Here is an 18,720-nt window from a genome sequence, read left to right on the forward strand (position 1 = left end):
GTCAGAGGCTGCGCTGGATCTCCACCGGCTCGCGGGCCATGGTGCGCAGCACATGCACCCGCTGGTTGACCCGGCGGGCACCCAGCATCCACACCATGCGGCTGCTCCAGCCCAGCTTGCTGCGCACTTCGTCGGTGGAGCTGTAGAAGCTGTAGGGGTCGTCGTAACAACCCCAGTCGCGCACCGGCAGGCTGCGTTCGTCGGCGGCCACCGTGGGCGACAGCGCTTCGGTCTGGCCGTCCCAGTCGGTGGCACCGTCCAGGTGCAGGCCATAGCCCAGCGTGCGGCCTTCCAGCGTGAGCTGGGTGCGGCAGGCTTCCACCAGCGGCGGGTCCATCACGTGGCTGTCGAAACGCACCCAGCGGTCTTCCAGCCAGACCTCCACCTGGCAGTGCTCCACCGGGTTCTGGCCCAGGTCGATGATGCCCTGCAGGAAGTCCGGCTTGAGCGACACCAGCCGCAGCCGCGCCGGCAGGCCGATGGCCCGCAGCAGCGCCACCAGCAGGGTGGACTTGGTGTGGCAGTCGCCCCGGTTCAGGCGCAGCACGGTGAGCGCCGGCACGCCGGTGCCGTCGCCCACGCAGCCGAAGGGCATCTGCCGCACATGGCGGAACAGCGCCAGCGCCTTGTCGTGCGGCCGGTAGCTCAGCTGGGTGAGGCGCACCGCCAGCAGACGCAGGCGCGGATGCCGCCACTCCAGCTGGGGCGTGTTGCCCAGCCACTGGCGGGGATCGTCATCAAGGGCGCGGCTTTGCGGCATGGCAAGTGCAGAGGCGGGCCTCAGCGCAGGGTCACTTGACCTTGGGCTGGCGGCCCATCAGATAGAACTCCGGGTTGGGCATCATGCCGCTGAAGCTGGCCATGCGGTTGGACAGCCCGAAAAAGGCCGTGATGGCCGCAATGTCCCAGGCATCTTCGTCGGTGAAGCCGTGGGCCTGCAGGGCGTCGATGTCGGCGTCCTCGATGGCGTGCGACTGCTGGCAGACCTTCATCGCGAAGTCCAGCATGGCGCGCTGGCGCGGGCTGATGTCGGCCTTGCGGTGGTTGATGGCCACCTGGTCGGCCACCAGCGGCTTCTTCTCGTAGATGCGCAGGATGGCGCCGTGGGCCACCACGCAGTACAGACACTGGTTGGCCGCGCTGGTGGCGGTGACGATCATCTCGCGTTCGCCCTTGGTCAGGCCGCTGGTGCGGCCCACCGTCTCGGGTGTCATGAGGGCGTCGTGGTAGGCAAAGAAGGCGCGCCACTCGGCCGGGCGCCGGGCCAGGGACAGGAACACGTTGGGCACGAAACCGGCCTTCTCCTGCACTTCCAGCACGCGGGCCTTGATGTCCTCGGGCAGGTCGTTGATGTCGGGGGCGGGGTAGCGGCTCATGGTGTCTCCTGTGGTGTGTGGGAAGACGTCGGGCGACGTCCCGGTGGTGTCGCGATTCTGCCTTCGGCGGTTGGCCGGGGCGGTCGCGTGCGTTATCGTTGCCGACGATCCTGACACCACCCTGCCTCCACCCCACCCCCATGTCCATTCCCCCAATCCCCGCCGGCTCCGATCCCGAATTCGAACGCGGTCTGGCCATGCGCCGCCAGGTCATGGGCGACGCCTTCGTCGAGGCCGCCTTCGCCGGCATGACGCCCTTCACCGAACCCATCCAGCAGCACATCACCCGCAAGGCCTGGGGCGATGTCTGGCAGCGCGGCACGCTCGACCTCAAGACCCGCAGCCTGGTCACCGTGGCCATGCTCACCGCGCTGGGCCGCCAGAACGAGCTCAAGGGCCATGTGCGCGGCGCGCTGAACAACGGCGCCACGCCCGAGGAGCTGCAGGAAGTGCTGCTGCAGGCCGCCGTGTACTGCGGCGTGCCCACCGCCGTCGAGGCTTTCCGCACCGCCGCCGGCGTGGTGGAAGGCGAGTCCCGTTGAACCCCGGAGGATGACCATGTCCCTGTTCCAGAACCGCCGCACCCACCTCGCCACCCTGGCCGCCGGCCTCACCCTGGCCGCTTCCGGCCTGGCCCAGGCCCAGACCCCGCTGCGGGTGCTGGTGGGCTTTCCGCCCGGGGGCGGAACGGACGCCATCGCCCGCATCCTGGCCGAGCGCCTGAAGGACGAGCTGGGCCAGCCGGTGGTGGTGGAGAACAAGCCCGGCGCCGGTGGCCAGCTGGCCGCCCAGGCCCTGAAGGCCGCCGCCCCGGACGGCAACACCGTGTTCCTGAGCCACGACCACAGCGTGACCATCCTGCCGCTGACCATGAAGAACCCGGGCTTCGATCCGGCGCGCGACTTCGTGCCGGTGGCCGGCTTTGCCACCTTCGTCAATGCCGTGGCCCTGTCGGGTGGCACCCCGGCGAGCGATCTGAAGGGCTGGCTGGCCTTGGTCAAGGCGGCGGGCGGCAAGAGCACCGTGGGCATCCCGGCACCGGCCTCCACCCCGCAGTTCGCGGTGCAGGTGCTGGGGCAGCAGAACGGGCTGGACCTGGTGGCCGCGCCCTACCGGGGCAGCGCGCCCATGATGGCCGACATGCTGGGCAACACCATCCCGGCCGGCGTGGGTTCGGTGCCCGACTTCATCGAGAACCACAAGGCCGGCAAGCTGCGCATCGTGGCGGTCATGGGTACCCAGCGCCAGGCGCAGCTGCCCGATGTGCCCACCTTCACCGAACTGGGCATCAAGGGCTTCGAGGACGTGCCGTACTACGGCCTGTTTGCACCGGCCGGCACACCGCGCGCCGCGCTCGATCGCCTCAGCAGCGCCCTGCAGAAGACCCTGGCGCAGCCCGACGTGCGCGACCGCCTCACCGCCATGGGCCTGACCGTGGGCCACAGCAGCGGCGAGGCACTGGCCGGGCGCGAGGCCGCCTACCGCCAGGCCTGGGCGCGCATCATCAAGGACAGCGGCTACCAGCCGCAGTAAGCCACCGAGGTCCTCAGCCCCCCAGCAGCCGGTGCACCAGATCCGGCGTGCTGTGGGCCCGGTACTTGCGCATCAGCCGCGCCCGGTGCACCTCCACCGTGCGGTGGCTGATGCCCAGCAGCTTGCCGATCTCCTTGCTGGTCAGGCCGTCCATGAGCAGGGCTGCCACCTCGCGTTCCCGGGCGGTCAGCTCGGCCTTCACCGGCCGGCGTTCGGACAGGTCTTCGAAGCTCCAGATGCCGGCCGCGTGCGGCGCGCTGCGGTCCACCGCGCGGCCGGTCACGTGGCACCAGAAGGTCTCGCCGGCCTGGGGGCCGCCCACCCGCTTCATGATGCGGTCGTCGCCATAGGTGCCGCTGCGGCCCAGCAGCGGCGCCATGCGGGCGCCCAGGCGCTCGTATTCGTCCGCGCTGGGGTAGAGGATCTGGAAGCTCTGGCCCACCAGCTGCTCCCGGCTGGCACCGAACATGTCGCACAGGGCCTGGTTGCAGTCGACCATGGTGCGTTCGCGCGAGAGCGCCAGGCCCACCGGCGCCAGGTCGAAGGCGAGTCGGTAATCGATGGTCATGGTCGGGGTGCTCACCTGGGTTGTTCTTTACGAAATACTACGTAGCGCTTTACGTAGTATCGTGCAGGGTTGCCCCTTCATCCGTTTCACAGGAGCCCGTCCTTGAACAAGATTTTCCCGAGCGCTGCCGAGGCGCTGAAAGACATCGTCGCCGATGGCCAGCTCATGGCCGTGGGCGGCTTCGGCCTGTGCGGCATTCCCGAGGCCCTGATCGACGCCCTGCGCGATTCCGGCGTCAAGGGTCTGACCGTCATCTCCAACAACGCCGGTGTCGATGGTTTCGGCCTGGGCAAGCTGCTGGAGACGCGCCAGATCAAGCGCATGATTTCCAGCTACGTGGGCGAGAACAAGGAGTTCGAGCGCCAGTACCTGGCCGGCGAGCTGGAGCTGGAGTTCACGCCCCAGGGCACGCTGGCCGAGAAGCTGCGCGCCGGTGGTGCGGGCATCCCGGCCTTCTTCACCAAGACCGGTGTGGGCACCATCGTGGCCGAGGGCAAGGAGCTGCGTGAATTCGACGGCGAGACCTATGTGATGGAGCGCTCGCTGGTGCCGGATGTGTCGCTGGTCAAGGCGCACCGCGCCGACCGCAGCGGCAACCTGCAGTTCCGCTACACCGCCCGCAACTTCAACCCGGCCGCCGCCATGGCCGGTCGCATCTGCGTGGTCGAGGTCGAGGAGATCGTCGAGACCGGCGCCATCCACCCCGACCAGGTGCACCTGCCGGGCGTCTATGTGCACCGCATCGTGCACAACCCGACCCCCGAGAAGCGCATCGAGAAACGCACCATCACCGAAAAGGCAGGAGTCTGACCATGGCCTGGACCCAAGACCAGATGGCCGCCCGCGCGGCCCACGAACTCGAAGACGGTTTCTACGTCAACCTGGGCATCGGCATCCCCACGCTGGTGGCCAACCATGTGCCCTCCACCAAGGAAGTCTGGCTGCAGAGCGAGAACGGCATGCTGGGCATCGGCCCCTTCCCGACCGAGGACGAGGTGGACGCCGACCTCATCAACGCCGGCAAGCAGACCGTGACCACGATCGCCGGCAGCAGCATCTTCGGCAGCGAACAGAGCTTTGCCATGATCCGTGGCGGCAAGATCAACCTGTCCATCCTGGGCGCCATGCAGGTCAGCGAGCACGGCGACCTGGCCAACTGGATGATCCCGGGCAAGATGGTCAAGGGCATGGGTGGCGCCATGGACCTGGTGGCCGGCGTCAAGCGCGTCATCGTGCTCATGGAGCACGTGGCCCGCAAGAAGGACGGCACCGAAGACCTCAAGATCCTGCCGAAGTGCACCCTGCCGCTCACCGGCGTGGGCGTGGTCGACCGCATCATCACCGACCTGGGCGTCATGGACGTGACGCCGCAGGGCCTCAAGCTGGTGGAACTGGCGCCCGGCGTGACCCGCGAATTCATCCAGTCCAAGACCGGCGTGACGCTGATCTGAGGTCGGTAAAATCCCGCCCGTCGCCCGCCCTGTGCGGGCGTTTTCTTTTGCAGAGTCCCCACCTTGGAAGCCTTCCTCCTGTCCACCGGCATCGTGGCCCTCGCCGAAATGGGCGACAAGACCCAGCTGCTCTCGCTGGTGCTGGCCGCCCGCTTCAAGCGCCCCTGGCCCATCGTCGCCGGCATCTTCGTGGCCACCGTGCTCAACCATGCCCTGGCCGGCGCGGCCGGTGCCTGGCTGATGGCCGCCATCGGTCCGGACGTGATGCGCTGGGTGCTGGGCGTCTCGTTCATCGCCATGGCGGTGTGGATGCTCATCCCCGACAAGCTCGACGACGACGATGCACCGTCGCGCAGCCACTTCGGTGTGTTTGCCGCCACCACCTGGGCCTTCTTCCTGGCCGAGATGGGCGACAAGACGCAGATCGCCACGGTGGCGCTGGGGGCCCAGTACGAGCCGCTGGTGGCGGTGGTGGTGGGCACCACGCTGGGCATGATGCTGGCCAACGCGCCGGTGGTGTTCTTCGGCGATGCCATCACCCGCAAGGTGCCCATCCGTGCGGTGCACGCGGTGGCGGCGCTGATCTTTGCGGTGCTGGGCGTGCTGGCCCTGCTGGGCGTGGGCAGCTGAGGCGTTGCCTCAGTGGTCGGGTGCCGGCGAGGCGTCGGTGTCGGCGCCGTCCTCGTCGGCCCGGGATGCCGGCTCCGGGAAGCACATCTTCTCGCCGTCCCAGCGCTGGCCGCACCAGCAGTAACCGTCGGCGTTGATGATGCAGGTGCCGGTGCCGCAGCAGCGGGGGTCTTCCATGGCCTGGCCTTCAGAAAGTGGAGCGGGTGAAGGGAATCGAACCCTCGTATGAAGCTTGGGAAGCTGCCGTTCTGCCATTGAACTACACCCGCAGCGCCGCAAATTCTAGCGGCTAGAATCCGCGCCCTCATGCCGTCCACCCCTGATGCCTTCTGCGCCGTCGACTTCGGCACCTCCAACTCGGCCATTGCGGTGCCGGCCGGCCCGGCAGGCATGGCGCTGGTCGAGCTGGAGGCCTCGCAGGTGACCATGCCCACGGCGGTGTTCTACCGGGTCGAAGGCCTCTCGGGCCACGAGCCGCCGGAGCGCCTCTACGGCCGGGCCGCGCTGGCGGCCTACCTGGAGGGGCAGGAGGGCCGGCTGATGCGCTCCATGAAGAGCATCCTGGGCTCCACCCTGGCCGAGCAGAGCACCGACGTGGGCGAGGGCCGTGCGGTGCGGTACCGCGACGTCATCACCGGCTACCTGCAGCAGCTCAAGACCGCGGCCGAACGCCGCACCGGCGTGGCGCTGGAACGCGCGGTGCTGGGCCGGCCGGTGTTCTTCGTCGATGGCGATCCGGTGCGCGATGCCCGGGCCCAGCAGGCGCTGGAAGAGGCCGCGCGGGCCTGCGGTCTGCGCGACATCAGCTTCCAGTACGAGCCGATCGCCGCTGCGCTCGATCACGAGCAGCACCTGGACCACGAGGCGCTGGTGCTGGTGGCCGACATCGGCGGCGGCACCTCCGACTTCTCGCTGGTGCGGGTGGGGCCGCAGCGCCGGCAGCGGCTGGACCGGCAGGACGACATCCTGGCCAACCACGGCGTGCACATTGCCGGCACCGACTTCGACCGCCAGGTCGAGCTGGCCGCCATCCTGCCGGCCTGCGGTTACCGCGGTCTGGGTCCGGCCCGCGCCGACGGCAGCCCGCCGCGCGAGGTGCCCAGCCGGGTGTACTTCGATCTGGCCACCTGGCACCTGATCAACACGGTCTACACCGCGCCCCGCGTGGCCGAGCTGCGCCGCATGGCCAGCTTCTATGGCGACCCGGTTCAGTACCGGCGCCTCATGCGGGTGGTGGATGAGCGCCTGGGCCATGCCCTGCTGGCGCGGGCCGAGGACGCCAAGATCGCCGTGGCCGAGGGTGGCTGCACCACCATCGACCTGGGGCTGCTGGAGCCGGCGCTGCAGGTGCCCTTCGATGCGGCACAGGCGCTGCAGGCGCTGGATGCCGATCTGGACCGCATCGTGCAGGCCGTGGACACCACGCTGCAGCTGGCCGGCGTGGCGGCCGACGCGGTGGACACGGTGTACTTCACCGGTGGCTCCACCGGCTTCGGGCCACTGACGCAGCGCATTGCGGCGCGCCTGCCGTCGGCCCGGGCGGTGCACGGCGACCGCCATGCCAGCGTGGCGGTGGGCCTGGGCGTGCACGCCCGTCGGCTGTTCCGGTGAAGCGGCTTCAGTAACCCACGGCCTGGCCGTCGCGGCGCGAGTCGCTGGCGGCCACGTAGCCATCCTGCAGGTCGTCGCTCAGGCGGGCAATGAACTGGCCGCTGCCGAAGTCGAGGTAGGCATCGGCCGCCGGCTCGAAGCGGTGGCCCAGGGCCTTGAGGCCTTCGCGCAGCTCGGGCGCCATGGTGGGCTCGAAGTCCACATCCAGGCCCTGGCCCCACTTCCAGCGCGGGGCGTCGCAGGCGGCCTGCGGCTGCTGGCCGTGCACCAGCATGCGCACCAGCGTCTGCACATGGCCCTGCGGCTGCATGTTGGCGCCCATCACGCCAAAGGCCATCACCGGTTGACCGTCGCGGCTGAGGAAGCCGGGGATGATGGTGTGGAACGGCCGCTTGCCCGGCGCCACCTGGTTGGGGTGGCCGTCCTGCAGGGTGAAGCCGTGGCCCCGGTTCTGCAGGCTCACGCCCCAGCCCGGCACCACCACGCCGCTGCCGAAGCCCAGGTAGTTGCTCTGGATGAAGCTCACCATGCGGCCCTGTGCGTCGGCGGCGTTCAGGTACACCGTGCCGCCGCGCGGTGGGTGGCCGGCACCGGGGTCGATGGCGCGTTTCGGGTCGATGAGCCGGGCGCGTTCGCGCAGGTAGGCCGGGTCCAGCAGGTCGGCGGCGCGCACCTCGGTCATGAAGCGCTCGTCGGCCACCCAGCGGTAGGTGTCGGCAAAGGCCAGCTTGATGGCCTCGATCTGCAGGTGGGCGCTCTCCACGCTGTCGGGTCCGAAGCGGCCGATCTCCAGCTGCTCCAGCATGCCCAGCGCCATGAGGGCGGCAATGCCCTGGCCATTGGGCGGCAGCTCGTGCACCGTGTGACCGGCAAAGTCGGTGTGGATGGTGTCCACCCACTGCACCTGGTGGGCGGCCAGATCGGACGCGCGTATCTGCGCGCCGTGCTCGCGCGCGAAGGCGTCGATGGCCTGAGCCACCTCGCCGCGGTAGAAGGCCTCGCCCTTGGTGGCGGCAATGGCGCGCAGCGTGCGACCGGCATCGGGGAAGGCAAAACGTTCGCCCACCTGGGGTGCGCGGCCGCGCGGCATGAAGGCCTGGGCAAAGCCGGGCTGGTCGTGCAGCTGCGGCACGGCGCGGGCCCATTTGTCGGCCACCACCGGGCCCACCGCATAGCCGGCCTCGGCCAGCTCGATGGCGGGTTCCATCAGGTCGGCAAAGGGCAGGGCACCGAAGCGTTCCGAGAGCGCCACCCAGCCGGCCACCGCGCCGGGCACGGTGACCGCGTCAAAGCCGCGCAGCGGGATCTTGCCGTGCTTGTTGCGGAAGTAATCCGGCGTCCAGGTGGCCGGGGCCACGCCGCTGGAGTTCAGGCCATGCAGCCGCTGCCCGTCCCAGACGATGGCGAAGTTGTCGCTGCCCAGACCGTTGGAGCAGGGCTCCACCACGGTGAGCGCGGCGGCGGCGGCAATGGCGGCGTCGATCGCGTTGCCGCCCTTGAGCATCATGCGCAGGCCGGCCTGCGCAGCCAGCGGCTGCGAGGTGGCCACCACGTTGCGCGCCAGCAGCGGCGCGCGCGAGACCGGGTACGGGTTATTCCACTGGAAGTTCATGCGATCACTTCATCACGTCGCCGACGCAGAGGTACTTGATCTCCACATAGTCGTCCATGCCGTGGTGCGAACCCTCGCGGCCCAGGCCCGACTGCTTCACGCCGCCGAAGGGCACGTGCTCGGTGGCCAGGATGCCCACGTTGATGCCGACCATGCCGTACTCCAGCGCCTCGCTCACGCGGAAGATGCGGCCCACGTCGCGGCTGTAGAAGTAGCTGGCCAGACCGAACTCGGTGTTGTTGGCCGCATCAATCGCTTCCTGCTCGGTGTGGAACTTGAACACCGGCGCCAGCGGGCCGAAGGTTTCTTCGCGGGCGCACAGCATGTCGCCCTTGGCGTCGGCAATGACGGTGGGCTGGAAGAACTGCCCCGGCAGCTTCTGGCCGCCGGTGACCACGCGGCCGCCCTTGGCCACGGCATCGCTCACGTGGCGTTGCACCTTGTCCACGGCGGCGTCCTCGATCAGCGGACCCTGCACCACGCCGTCGTCAAAACCGTTGCCCACCTTGAATGCGGCCACGCGCGCAGCGAACTTTTCCACGAAGGCGTCGTACACGCCGGCCTGCACATACAGGCGGTTGGCGCACACGCAGGTCTGGCCGGCGTTGCGGTACTTGCTGGCAATGGCGCCTTCGACGGCGGAGTCGATGTCGGCGTCGTCGAACACGATGAAGGGCGCGTTGCCGCCCAGCTCCAGGCTGAGCTTCTTCACCGTGGGCGCGCTCTGCGCCATGAGGATGCGGCCGACTTCGGTGGAGCCGGTGAAGGAGAGGTGGCGCACCACGTCGCTGGCGCACAGCACCTTGCCGATGGCGATGCTCTGCTCGCTGTCGGCACTCAGGATGTTGATGACACCGGCCGGGATGCCGGCGCGCACGGCCAGCTCGGCGGCGGCCAGCGCGGTCAGCGGCGTGAGCTCGGCCGGCTTGATGATCACCGGGCAGCCGGCGGCCAGGGCCGGTGCCACCTTGCGGGTGATCATGGCGAGCGGGAAGTTCCAGGGCGTGATGGCCGCGCACACGCCGATGGGCTGCTTGAGCACCAGCAGGCGGCGGTTGTTGTCGAAGGTGGGCAGGGTCTCGCCGTTGACCCGCTTGGCTTCCTCGGCAAACCACTCCACGAAGCTGGAGCCGTAGGCGATCTCGCCCTTGGCCTCGGGGTAGGGCTTGCCCTGTTCGGCGGTCAGGATGCGGGCCAGGTCGTCCTGGTTGGCCATGAGCAGGTTGAACCAGGCGCGCAGGACGTTGGAGCGCTCCTTGGCGGTCTTGTTGCGCCAGCCGGCCCAGGCGGCGTTGGCCGCGTCGATGGCGGCCTGCGCATCGGCCGGACCCAGGTTGGCCACGTCGGCCAGCTTCAGGCCGGTGGCGGGGTCGAGCACGTCGAAGCGGCTGCTGCCCTTGACCCACCGGCCGTTGATGAGGCCGTCGGTCTTGAGCAGGCTGGGGTCTTTCAGCAGGGCCAGGGGGGAAGTCTTCATGTCCATGGGTGTCTCCGGTCGGTGGGTGGCGCAAGCTGGCCAGGCGCCAGCGCGGAATCCGGCAGGATAGCCCGGGCCGGACGACCTTGCAGTACCGGTGGTGACCGGCTGCGCCGGGCCACTCCCGACCGCCCTGCCGGAGTGCAAAAGTGTTGGAAAATAGGGGGCTTTGGCGCTGCCGGGGATACCCCCGGGGCACCCGCCATCCACCGCTCCACCGCAAGGCCACCATGACCCGTCCCGCCTCAGTCGCCGACATCCGCAAAACCTTCCTGGATTTCTTCGCCTCCAAGGGCCACACCGTGGTGGCCTCCAGCCCTCTGGTGCCGGGCAACGACCCCACGCTGATGTTCACCAACTCCGGCATGGTGCAGTTCAAGGACGTGTTCCTGGGCACCGACAAGCGCAGCTATGTGCGCGCTGCCTCGGTCCAGGCCTGCCTGCGCGCCGGCGGCAAGCACAACGACCTGGAGAACGTGGGCTACACCGCGCGCCACCACACCTTCTTCGAGATGCTGGGCAACTGGAGCTTCGGCGACTACTTCAAGAAGGAAAGCCTGAACTGGGCCTGGGAGCTGCTGACCCAGGTCTACAAGCTTCCAGCCGACAAGCTGTACGCCACGGTCTACCAGGAAGACGACGAGGCCCATGCCATCTGGGAAGACATCTTCGTGAAGGCCGGCTGGACCCCGGAGCGCGTCAAGGCGGAGGGTCGCATCATCCGCATCGGCGACAACAAGGGCGGCCGCTACAAGAGCGACAACTTCTGGATGATGGCCGACACCGGCCCCTGCGGCCCCTGCAGCGAGATCTTTTACGACCACGGCCCGCACATCCCCGGCGGCCCCCCGGGCAGCCCCGATGAAGACGGCGACCGCTTCATCGAGATCTGGAACAACGTGTTCATGCAGTTCGACATGAAGGAAGACGGCTCGGTCGTGCCGCTGCCGGCGCCCTGCGTGGACACCGGCATGGGCCTGGAGCGCCTGGCCGCCATCCTGCAGCATGTGCACAGCAACTACGAGATCGACATCTTCGACGTGCTGATCAAGGCCGCCGCCCGCGAGACCGGCACCACCGACCTGGGCAACCCTTCGCTCAAGGTGATTGCCGACCACATCCGCGCTACCGCCTTCCTCATCAGCGACGGCGTGATCCCCAGCAACGAAGGCCGCGGCTATGTGCAGCGCCGCATCGTGCGCCGCGCCATCCGCCACGGCTACAAGCTCGGCCAGAAGACCCCGTTCTTCCACAAGCTGGTGCCCGACCTGGTGAAGATGATGGGCGATGCCTACCCCAACCTGGCCAACCAGGCCCAGCGCATCACCGAGGTGCTCAAGGCCGAGGAAGAGCGCTTTTACGAAACGCTGGCCAACGGCATGGAGATCCTGGACGCCGCCCTGGCCGACGGCGCCAAGGTGCTGCCCGGCGACGTGGCCTTCAAGCTGCACGACACCTACGGCTTCCCGCTCGACCTCTCTGGCGATGTGTGCCGTGAACGGGGCCTGACGGTGGACGAGGCCGGCTTCCACGCCGCCATGGAGGCCCAGAAGGCCAAGGGCCGTGCCGCCGGCAAGTTCAAGATGGACAGGGCGCTGGAGTACACCGGCGCCGGCAACACCTTCGTGGGCTACGAGCACCTCGAAGCCCCGGCCAAGGTGGTGGCGCTCTACCTCGACGGCACCCCGGTGGCCGCACTCCAGGCCGGTCAGCAGGGTGTGGTGGTGCTCGACACCACCCCGTTCTACGCCGAGAGCGGCGGTCAGGTCGGTGACGAAGGCGAACTCGTGGCCGGCTCGGCCCGCTTCGTGGTGGAAGACACCCAGAAGATCCGCGCCGACGTGTTCGGCCACCACGGCAGCGTGGCCCAGGGCACCCTGGCCGTGGGCGATGCCGTCACCGCCCGCGTCAACACCACGCTGCGTGCGGCCACCGTGCGCAACCACAGCGCCACCCACCTGATGCACAAGGCCCTGCGCGAGGTGCTGGGCGAGCATGTGCAGCAGAAGGGCTCGCTGGTGAACGCCGAGCGCACCCGTTTCGACTTTGCGCACAACGCCCCGGTGACGGATGCGCAGATCCGCCAGATCGAGGCCATCGTGAATGCCGAGATCCTGGCCAACGCCGCCACCCAGGCCCGCGTGATGGAGATCGAGGCCGCCAAGGCCACCGGCGCCATGATGCTGTTCGGCGAGAAGTACGGCGACACTGTGCGCGTGCTCGACATCGGCAGCAGCCGCGAACTGTGCGGCGGCACCCACGTGGGCCGCACCGGCGACATCGGCCTGTTCAAGGTGGTGGCCGAAGGCGGCGTGGCCGCCGGCGTGCGCCGCATCGAGGCGGTCACCGGCGTCAACGCGCTGAGCTACCTGCAGTCGCTGGAATCCACCGTGGCCCAGGCCGCCGGCACGCTCAAGGCCTCGCCGGCCGAACTGCAGGCCCGCATCGGCCAGACCCTGGAGCAGGTGCGCGCCCTGGAGAAGGAAGTGGCCGCGCTCAAGGGCAAGCTGGCCTCCAGCCAGGGCGACGAGCTGATGGCCCAGGCCATCGACGTGAAGGGCATCAAGGTGCTGGCCGCCACCCTGCAGGGTGCCGATGCCAAGGTGCTGCGCGACACGCTGGACAAGCTCAAGGACAAGCTCAAGACCGCGGCCATCGTGCTGGCGGCCGTGGACGGCGGCAAGGTGCAGCTGGCCGCAGGCGTCACCGCCGACAGCACGGCCAAGGTCAAGGCCGGCGAGCTGGTCAACTTCGTGGCCCAGCAGGTCGGCGGCAAGGGCGGCGGCAAGCCCGACATGGCCATGGCTGGCGGCACCGACGCGTCCGGCCTGGACGCCGCGCTGAAATCGGTGCAGGGCTGGGTGGCCGAGCGGGTCTGACCCAGGTCAGGGCGGTCGGCGTTCAGCCGGCCGGCCAGTCCAGCGCCCGGCCGCTCTCGAAGCGCCGGGCCTGCCCGGTCACCGGATCTGTGAAGGCAATGGCCCGGGCCAGCAGGCGCAGCGGCTCGGCAAAATCTTCCGGCTCGTCGGGGCCGCGCCGTACCGCTGGATAGAACTGATCGCCCACCAAGGGCAGCCCCAGGGCGGCCATGTGCACCCGCAGCTGGTGGCGCTTGCCGGTGACCGGCTCCAGCGCGAACTTTGCCCAACCGCCCCGACGTTCCTGTTCGCTGATGCGGGTCTCGCTGTTGGGTTCACCATCCACCTCGTGCATGCGAAAGAAGCCGGCCGGGTCTTCCTCGATGCGGCTGCGCCGCACATGGCCCTGCAGTGCGGGTGAGTCGCCCGGGCAGGCGGCGATGGCTTCGTAACACTTGTCCACCGCACGGTCGCGGAACAGGGCCTGGTAAGCGTTGCGGTCCTGCGGGCGGATGCTGAACACCACCACGCCGGCGGTTTCGCGGTCGATGCGGTGCAGCGGGCTCAGGGTGTCGATGCCGGTGCGCCGCTTGGCCCGCACCAGCAGGCTCTGCTGCACATAACGGCCGGTCGGCACCACCGGCAGGAAGTGCGGCTTGTCCATGACGAGCAGGTGTTCGTCCTGGAACAGCACCGCCTCTTCGAACGGGATGGGCTGCTCGGCCTCCAGCCGCCGGTAGTAGTACAGGCGTTCGCCGGGGGTGCAGGGGCTGTCGGGTGCGCGGGGCTGACCGCTGTCGTCGAGCACCTCGCCGGCGTGCAGGCGGGCGGCCCAGCCGGCGCGGTCGACGGCGGGCAGCCGGTCGCTCAGGAAGTCGAGCACGCTGGGCCAGGGGCAGGGCTTGTCGTGCGGCACGGCCACGCAGCTCGGCGAGACGCCGTCGCGCACCGGTATCAGCGGATTCTTGGGCCGGTGCGCCATGCCGGGCCGTCGGGATCAGCAGGTCAGACGCGGGACCAGACCAGGTCCCACACGCCGTGGCCGAGCTTGAGGCCGCGGTTCTCGAACTTGGTGAGGGGTCGGTAGTCGGGCTTGGGGGCGTAGCCGCCCAGGGCCGGGTCGGCCGTGTTGCGCAGCAGCGGCTCGGCGGCCAGCACCTCGACCATCTGCTCGGCGTAGGGCTGCCAGTCGGTGGCCAGGTGCACATAGCCGCCGGGCCTGAGCTTGCGGGCCAGCCGGTTCACGAACGGCCCCTGGATGAGCCGGCGCTTGTGGTGCTTGGTCTTGTGCCAGGGGTCGGGGAAGAAGATGTGCACGCCGTCCAGGCTGCCGTCGGCCAGCATGTGGTCCATCACCTCCACCGCGTCGTGCCGCACGATGCGGATGTTCTCCAGGCCGTTGTCGCCACAGAGCTTGAGCAGGGCACCCACGCCGGGCTCGTGCACCTCGCAGCACAAAAAGTTGTCCTGCGGCCGCACGCCGGCGATGTGGGCGGTGGCGCCGCCCATGCCGAAGCCGATCTCCAGCACCGTGGGCGCCTGACGCCCGAAGGTGGCGGGCAGATCCAGCGGCTGCGGCGCGTACGGCACCAGGAAGCGTGGTCCGAACACCTCGTAGGCCTTGGCCTGCCCGGCGGTGGTGCGGCCGGCCCGCAGCACGTAGCTCTTGACCACGCGCAGGTGCTCCACGTCGGTGGGGGCGGGGCGGGGCAGGGCGTGTCGGGGGTCGGTCATGGCGGGCGGGCAAAGCCTGCGATTTTAGGTGGCCGCGCCGGCACCGGCCTGCCACTGGCGGCGCCATGCCTGCACCCACAGCGCCAGCGCCTCGGCCACGCTGCCGCCGGCCGGGGGCAGGCCCAGCACTGCCGCCGCGGCCTGCAATGCGGCCAGTGGCTCGGTCAGGTCCAGCGCTGCTGCACCGTTCTGTTTGCTCAGCTTCTCGCCGTTGGCGCCCAGCACCAGGGGCACATGGTGGTAGGCCGGTGCGGGAAGGCCCAGGGCGCGTTGCAGCAGGATCTGGCGCGGCGTGTTGTCGGCCAGGTCGGCGCCGCGCACCACATGGGTGATGCCCTGATCGGCGTCGTCCACCACCACGGCCAGTTGGTACGCCCACAGGCCGTCGGCGCGGCGCAGCACGAAGTCGCCCACCTCGGCCGCCACGTCCTGCACCTGTTCGCCCAGCCGGGCATCGTGCCAGTGCACCGTGGCTGCCTCGGGCAGGCGCAGCCGCCACGCGCGGGCGGGCCGCCCGTGCAGGCCCTGGCGGCAGGTGCCGGGGTAGACGGCGGCCTGGTGGCGTTCACGCTGGCGTCCGGCGGCGGCCAGGGCGGCCTCGATGTCGCTGCGCGAACAGGCACAGGGGTAGGCCTGTCCGGTGGTCAGCAGACGGTCCAGCGCGGCCTGGTACAGCGCACTGCGTTTCGATTGCCACACCACCGGCGCGTCGCTGCTCATGCCGCAGGCAGCGAGCTGCTGCAGGATGAAGGCATCGGCGCCGGCCACGCAGCGCGGGGTGTCCACGTCCTCGATGCGCACCCACCATTCGCCGCCGCGGGCGCGGGCATCGAGCCAGCTGGCCAGCGCGGCCACCAGCGAGCCGGCGTGCAGCGGGCCGGTGGGCGAGGGCGCGAACCGGCCGCGCGGCTTCACGCCATGGCCAGGGCCAGTTCCAGGCCCGAGACGAAGGCGTCTTCCACCCGGTGGCCCAGGCACCAGTCGCCGCACAGGCCGATGCCCAGTGCCGGATCCATCAGGTGCGAGCGGCCCAGCGGCGTACGGGTCTGGGCGTAGCGCCAGCGGTGCACCACCGCGTGGGTGGGCGTGGCGCGGATGCCGGTGATCTCGGCAAAGCCCTTGAGCAGCTTGGCCTTGACGCGCTCGTCATCGTCTTCCAGGTGGCGGGTCGACCACTCGGGGCTGGCCTGCACCGTCCAGCGCTCGATGGGGTCGCGCGCCGGCTTGCTCGATTCGCGGGCCAGCCAGCTGATGCGGTGGTGGGTGCTGCGGGCGGCGTTCCACTGCGGGCCCAGGTGCGGCAGGCCGGGCTGCATGGCCTGCGGGTAGGCCACCATGAGGGTCCAGCAGGGCGCCACATGCACCGGCGCCAGGGCCTTGCGCAGCTCGGGCGCCAGGCCGGAGGCCAGCAGAAGGTCGTGGGCCTGGGGGTGCGGAATGGCCAGCACCACCTGGTCGAAGCCGCCCAGCACGCGCTGGCCGCCCTCGGCGTCTTCAACCCGCAGCTGCCACTGGTGCGGGTGCAGGGCGTCGCGCTCGATCTGGGTCACACGCACCTGCACCAGGGCCTGCGCCGGCAGCTGGCCGTGCTGCTCGGGGCGGACGATGGGCTGGGCCCACAGCCCCACCAGGGCGTTCATGCCCGGGGTGGCCACGAAGTGCGGTTCGGTGGGCGGCGGCGCGCTGGCCAGCACATGGCCGAACTCGTCGAGCACCCGCACCGTGCTCGCGCTCCAGGGCCGCACCACCGAGGTGGCGGTCAGCCGCAGCACCTGCTCGAAGCGCGCATCGCGCACGGTGAAGTACTGGGCGCCGTGGTCGAAACCGCCGAACTCGCTGCGCCGGGTCGACATGCGACCCCCGAAACCCCGGCTCTTCTCGATCAGGGTGACGCGGTGACCGGCCTGCAGCAGGGTGCGGGCGCAGGTCACGCCGGCCATGCCGCCGCCAATCACGGCGACATGCCGCAAGGGCGCGGCGGCGGGGGCCGGGGAGGGCTGGGGAGCGCGGGTGGGCCTGCGAGTGGTCATGGTGGCGTGGGGGATGTGTTCAGGGGGTGAGCCGAATGTAGCAGCGGCTTTCAGCTCTGGTGGTGGTTGTGCAGCAGGGCGTGGCGGGTTTTGGGGTGCTGCAGCCGCTCCAGCCACCATTGCAGCGCACGACCCGCCCCTTGGGGGCCGGTGTCCTGCCGCCACGCATAGGCGGCACGCTGGGTGCGCGAGGTGCGCTGCAGCGGCTTGACCACCAGCCGGCCGGCATCGATGTAGGGCTGGGCCAGCGGCTGCGGCAGGAAGCCCACGCCCAGCCCGCGCAGCTGGGCCTCGAGCTTGTGCTGCATGGTGGGCACGGTCAGCACATCCTGTCCGGGCTGCAGGTTGTGGGTCACGCCGCGTCCGCGCAGCGTGCTGTCGGCCACCGCCACCGCGCGGTGGCGGCGCAGCTCGTCGTCCGACAGCGCATGGGCCACCGCGGCCAGCGGGTGGTGCGGTGCCACGGCGTACACGAAGGGCACGCTGCCCAGCGGCGCCACCTGGATGCCCGGTATGGCCAGTTCCACCGACACGCCCAGGGCCAGGTCGGCCGCGCCGCTCTGCAGTGCCTCCAGCGTGCCCGAGAGCGTTTCGGCCCGCAGGCGCAGGCGGGTCGGGGCACCGGTGGCGTAGAAGGCCTCGCACAGCTCGAACAGCGTGCCGCGCGCGATCAGGGCATCGGCCGCGATCGAGAGCTGCGGCTCCCAGCCGGTGGCCACCCGGCGCACCCGCTGGGCCACGGCATCGAGCTCCTGCAGCAGGTGCTCGCCCGACCGCAGCAGCTCGGCCCCGGCGGGCGTGAGCACGGCGCGGCGGGCGCTGCGGTCGAACAGCAGCACGTCCAGGGCGTCCTCGATCTGGCGGATGCGGTAGGTGAGTGCGCTGGGCACCATGCCGAGTTCGCGCGCCGCAGCGGCCATGCTGCCCAGGCGGGACACGGCTTCCAGCAGGGCCAGGTTCTCGGCCGACAGGGCCGACCGGGGCGAGGCGGGGGCGGGCATGGCAGCTCCTTGTGTTCAAACGATTTGAATGATGCCATCAAAATCATGCAGCCGATTTGGGTATTCGGCTCTTCAGAATGGAGCCCATCGACACCGGGGAATCGTCCCCGGGCCGCAGAAGGAGTAGCACCATGCTGATCGTCCGCCGTTCCGAAGCCCGAGGCCATGCCGACCACGGCTGGCTGCGCAGCCAGCATTCGTTCTCGTTTGCCGATTACTTCGACCCGCAGTGGATGGGCTGGGGCAACCTGCGCGTCATCAACGAAGACCGCATCGCCCCCGGCACCGGCTTCGGCACCCACGGGCACCGCGACATGGAGATCGTGAGCTACGTGCTGCAGGGCAATCTGGCCCACAAGGACAGCATGGGCAATGTGGAAGGCATCCCGCCCGGCGAGGTGCAGCGCATGAGCGCCGGCACCGGCGTCATGCACAGCGAGTTCAACCACGCGCCCAACAGCGAGACGCACTTCCTGCAGATCTGGATCGAGCCCGATGTGCGCGGCATTCCGCCGAGCTACGAGCAGAAGGCCTTTGCCGAGGCCGAGAAGCGTGGCCAGCTGCGCCGGGTGGCCTCGAAGGATGCGGCCGACGGCGCCGTGAAGCTGCATGCCGACGCGACCATCTACGCCGGCCTGTTCGACGGTGCCGAGTCGGCCCGCCTGGCCCTGAACCCGGCGCGCAAGGCCTATGTGCACCTGATCCGCGGCGAACTGTCGGTGAACGGCCATGCGCTGAAGACCGGTGATGCGGTGGCGGTGCGCGAGGAGTCCGAGCTGGTGCTCGACCAGGGCCGCGACGCCGAAGTCCTGGTCTTCGACCTGGCCGCCTGAGCGGAG

General features: G+C 69.8%; 19 protein-coding genes and 1 tRNA gene. 8 read left to right on the top strand and 12 right to left on the bottom strand.

Annotation, left to right across the window (positions count from 1 at the left end; translation table 11 throughout):
- Window position 1: 1 nt before the first annotated feature.
- Window positions 2-760, bottom strand: a complete 759-nt coding sequence (locus WD026_RS01635; protein ID WP_425721919.1) for a transglutaminase-like domain-containing protein — start codon at window positions 758-760, stop codon at window positions 2-4.
- A gap of 31 nt (window positions 761-791) precedes the next feature.
- A complete protein-coding gene (locus WD026_RS01640) occupies window positions 792-1,376 on the bottom strand; it encodes a peroxidase-related enzyme (RefSeq protein WP_425721920.1) in 585 nt (194 codons plus the stop codon).
- A gap of 140 nt (window positions 1,377-1,516) precedes the next feature.
- Here WD026_RS01640 and WD026_RS01645 point away from each other — a divergent pair, with 140 nt between their 5' ends.
- Complete coding sequence (locus WD026_RS01645; protein WP_425721921.1) at window positions 1,517-1,918, top strand: carboxymuconolactone decarboxylase family protein; 402 nt, start codon at window positions 1,517-1,519, stop codon at window positions 1,916-1,918.
- 16 nt (window positions 1,919-1,934) lie between these two features.
- On the top strand, window positions 1,935-2,909 hold the full coding sequence (locus WD026_RS01650; RefSeq protein ID WP_425721922.1) for a Bug family tripartite tricarboxylate transporter substrate binding protein: 975 nt from the start codon (window positions 1,935-1,937) through the stop codon (window positions 2,907-2,909).
- A 13-nt stretch (window positions 2,910-2,922) separates the two neighbouring features.
- Here WD026_RS01650 and WD026_RS01655 read toward each other — a convergent pair whose 3' ends face one another.
- Window positions 2,923-3,477 carry a LuxR C-terminal-related transcriptional regulator gene (locus tag WD026_RS01655; protein WP_425723182.1) on the bottom strand — a complete coding sequence of 185 codons (555 nt, stop codon included), beginning with the start codon at window positions 3,475-3,477 and terminating at the stop codon, window positions 2,923-2,925.
- Between the two features lie 102 nt (window positions 3,478-3,579).
- Between WD026_RS01655 and WD026_RS01660 the strand changes: the two genes are divergently transcribed.
- The 3 genes from WD026_RS01660 (at window position 3,580) to WD026_RS01670 (ending at window position 5,558) form a co-directional block, all read left to right on the top strand.
- Window positions 3,580-4,287, top strand: coding sequence for a CoA transferase subunit A (locus WD026_RS01660; RefSeq protein ID WP_425721923.1), 708 nt, complete (start codon window positions 3,580-3,582; stop codon window positions 4,285-4,287).
- Window positions 4,288-4,289: 2 nt separating this feature from the next.
- Complete coding sequence (locus WD026_RS01665) at window positions 4,290-4,928, top strand: CoA transferase subunit B (RefSeq protein WP_425721924.1); 639 nt, start codon at window positions 4,290-4,292, stop codon at window positions 4,926-4,928.
- 63 nt (window positions 4,929-4,991) lie between these two features.
- Window positions 4,992-5,558 (top strand): TMEM165/GDT1 family protein, encoded by a 567-nt coding sequence (locus WD026_RS01670; RefSeq protein WP_425721925.1) that lies wholly within the window; start codon window positions 4,992-4,994, stop codon window positions 5,556-5,558.
- Between the two features lie 9 nt (window positions 5,559-5,567).
- Here the strand turns inward: WD026_RS01670 and WD026_RS01675 are convergent, their stop codons facing one another.
- Together WD026_RS01675 and WD026_RS01680 are read right to left on the bottom strand one after the other, a co-directional pair.
- The gene (locus tag WD026_RS01675; protein WP_425721926.1) at window positions 5,568-5,735 is read right to left on the bottom strand and encodes a hypothetical protein; all 168 of its coding nucleotides are present in this window, start codon (window positions 5,733-5,735) and stop codon (window positions 5,568-5,570) included.
- 18 nt (window positions 5,736-5,753) lie between these two features.
- Window positions 5,754-5,827, bottom strand: a tRNA-Gly gene (locus tag WD026_RS01680).
- A 37-nt stretch (window positions 5,828-5,864) separates the two neighbouring features.
- Between WD026_RS01680 and WD026_RS01685 the strand changes: the two genes are divergently transcribed.
- Window positions 5,865-7,169, top strand: coding sequence for an Hsp70 family protein (locus WD026_RS01685; protein ID WP_425721927.1), 1,305 nt, complete (start codon window positions 5,865-5,867; stop codon window positions 7,167-7,169).
- 7 nt (window positions 7,170-7,176) lie between these two features.
- Here WD026_RS01685 and WD026_RS01690 read toward each other — a convergent pair whose 3' ends face one another.
- Together WD026_RS01690 and WD026_RS01695 are read right to left on the bottom strand one after the other, a co-directional pair.
- Complete coding sequence (locus tag WD026_RS01690) at window positions 7,177-8,781, bottom strand: gamma-glutamyltransferase family protein (protein WP_425721928.1); 1,605 nt, start codon at window positions 8,779-8,781, stop codon at window positions 7,177-7,179.
- Window positions 8,782-8,785: 4 nt separating this feature from the next.
- On the bottom strand, window positions 8,786-10,264 hold the full coding sequence (locus tag WD026_RS01695; RefSeq protein WP_425721929.1) for an NAD-dependent succinate-semialdehyde dehydrogenase: 1,479 nt from the start codon (window positions 10,262-10,264) through the stop codon (window positions 8,786-8,788).
- A gap of 224 nt (window positions 10,265-10,488) precedes the next feature.
- On the opposite strand from WD026_RS01695, the gene alaS reads away from it, so the two are divergent.
- Entirely contained in the window at window positions 10,489-13,137 is a 2,649-nt protein-coding gene (gene alaS / locus WD026_RS01700) for an alanine--tRNA ligase (RefSeq protein ID WP_425721930.1), read from the top strand.
- A gap of 22 nt (window positions 13,138-13,159) precedes the next feature.
- Here the strand turns inward: alaS and WD026_RS01705 are convergent, their stop codons facing one another.
- Genes WD026_RS01705 through WD026_RS01725 form a run of 5 tightly spaced genes read right to left on the bottom strand, consistent with a single transcriptional unit; the run spans window position 13,160 to window position 17,881 of the window.
- On the bottom strand, window positions 13,160-14,098 hold the full coding sequence (locus WD026_RS01705; protein WP_425721931.1) for a pseudouridine synthase: 939 nt from the start codon (window positions 14,096-14,098) through the stop codon (window positions 13,160-13,162).
- 23 nt (window positions 14,099-14,121) lie between these two features.
- Entirely contained in the window at window positions 14,122-14,850 is a 729-nt protein-coding gene (gene trmB, locus WD026_RS01710; RefSeq protein WP_425721932.1) for a tRNA (guanosine(46)-N7)-methyltransferase TrmB, read from the bottom strand.
- Between the two features lie 24 nt (window positions 14,851-14,874).
- On the bottom strand, window positions 14,875-15,765 hold the full coding sequence (gluQRS, locus tag WD026_RS01715) for a tRNA glutamyl-Q(34) synthetase GluQRS (RefSeq protein ID WP_425721933.1): 891 nt from the start codon (window positions 15,763-15,765) through the stop codon (window positions 14,875-14,877).
- The gene (locus WD026_RS01720) at window positions 15,762-16,880 is read right to left on the bottom strand and encodes an NAD(P)/FAD-dependent oxidoreductase (RefSeq protein ID WP_425721934.1); all 1,119 of its coding nucleotides are present in this window, start codon (window positions 16,878-16,880) and stop codon (window positions 15,762-15,764) included. The genes gluQRS and WD026_RS01720 overlap by 4 nt, the downstream gene beginning before the upstream one ends.
- Before the next feature lie 50 nt (window positions 16,881-16,930).
- On the bottom strand, window positions 16,931-17,881 hold the full coding sequence (locus WD026_RS01725) for a LysR family transcriptional regulator (RefSeq protein ID WP_425721935.1): 951 nt from the start codon (window positions 17,879-17,881) through the stop codon (window positions 16,931-16,933).
- Window positions 17,882-18,012: 131 nt separating this feature from the next.
- Between WD026_RS01725 and WD026_RS01730 the strand changes: the two genes are divergently transcribed.
- Complete coding sequence (locus WD026_RS01730; RefSeq protein ID WP_425721936.1) at window positions 18,013-18,714, top strand: pirin family protein; 702 nt, start codon at window positions 18,013-18,015, stop codon at window positions 18,712-18,714.
- The last annotated feature ends 6 nt before the right edge of the window (window positions 18,715-18,720 follow it).

It is taken from the genome of Hydrogenophaga sp. R2, assembly GCF_049843595.1.
Lineage (GTDB): Bacteria > Pseudomonadota > Gammaproteobacteria > Burkholderiales > Burkholderiaceae_C > Hydrogenophaga.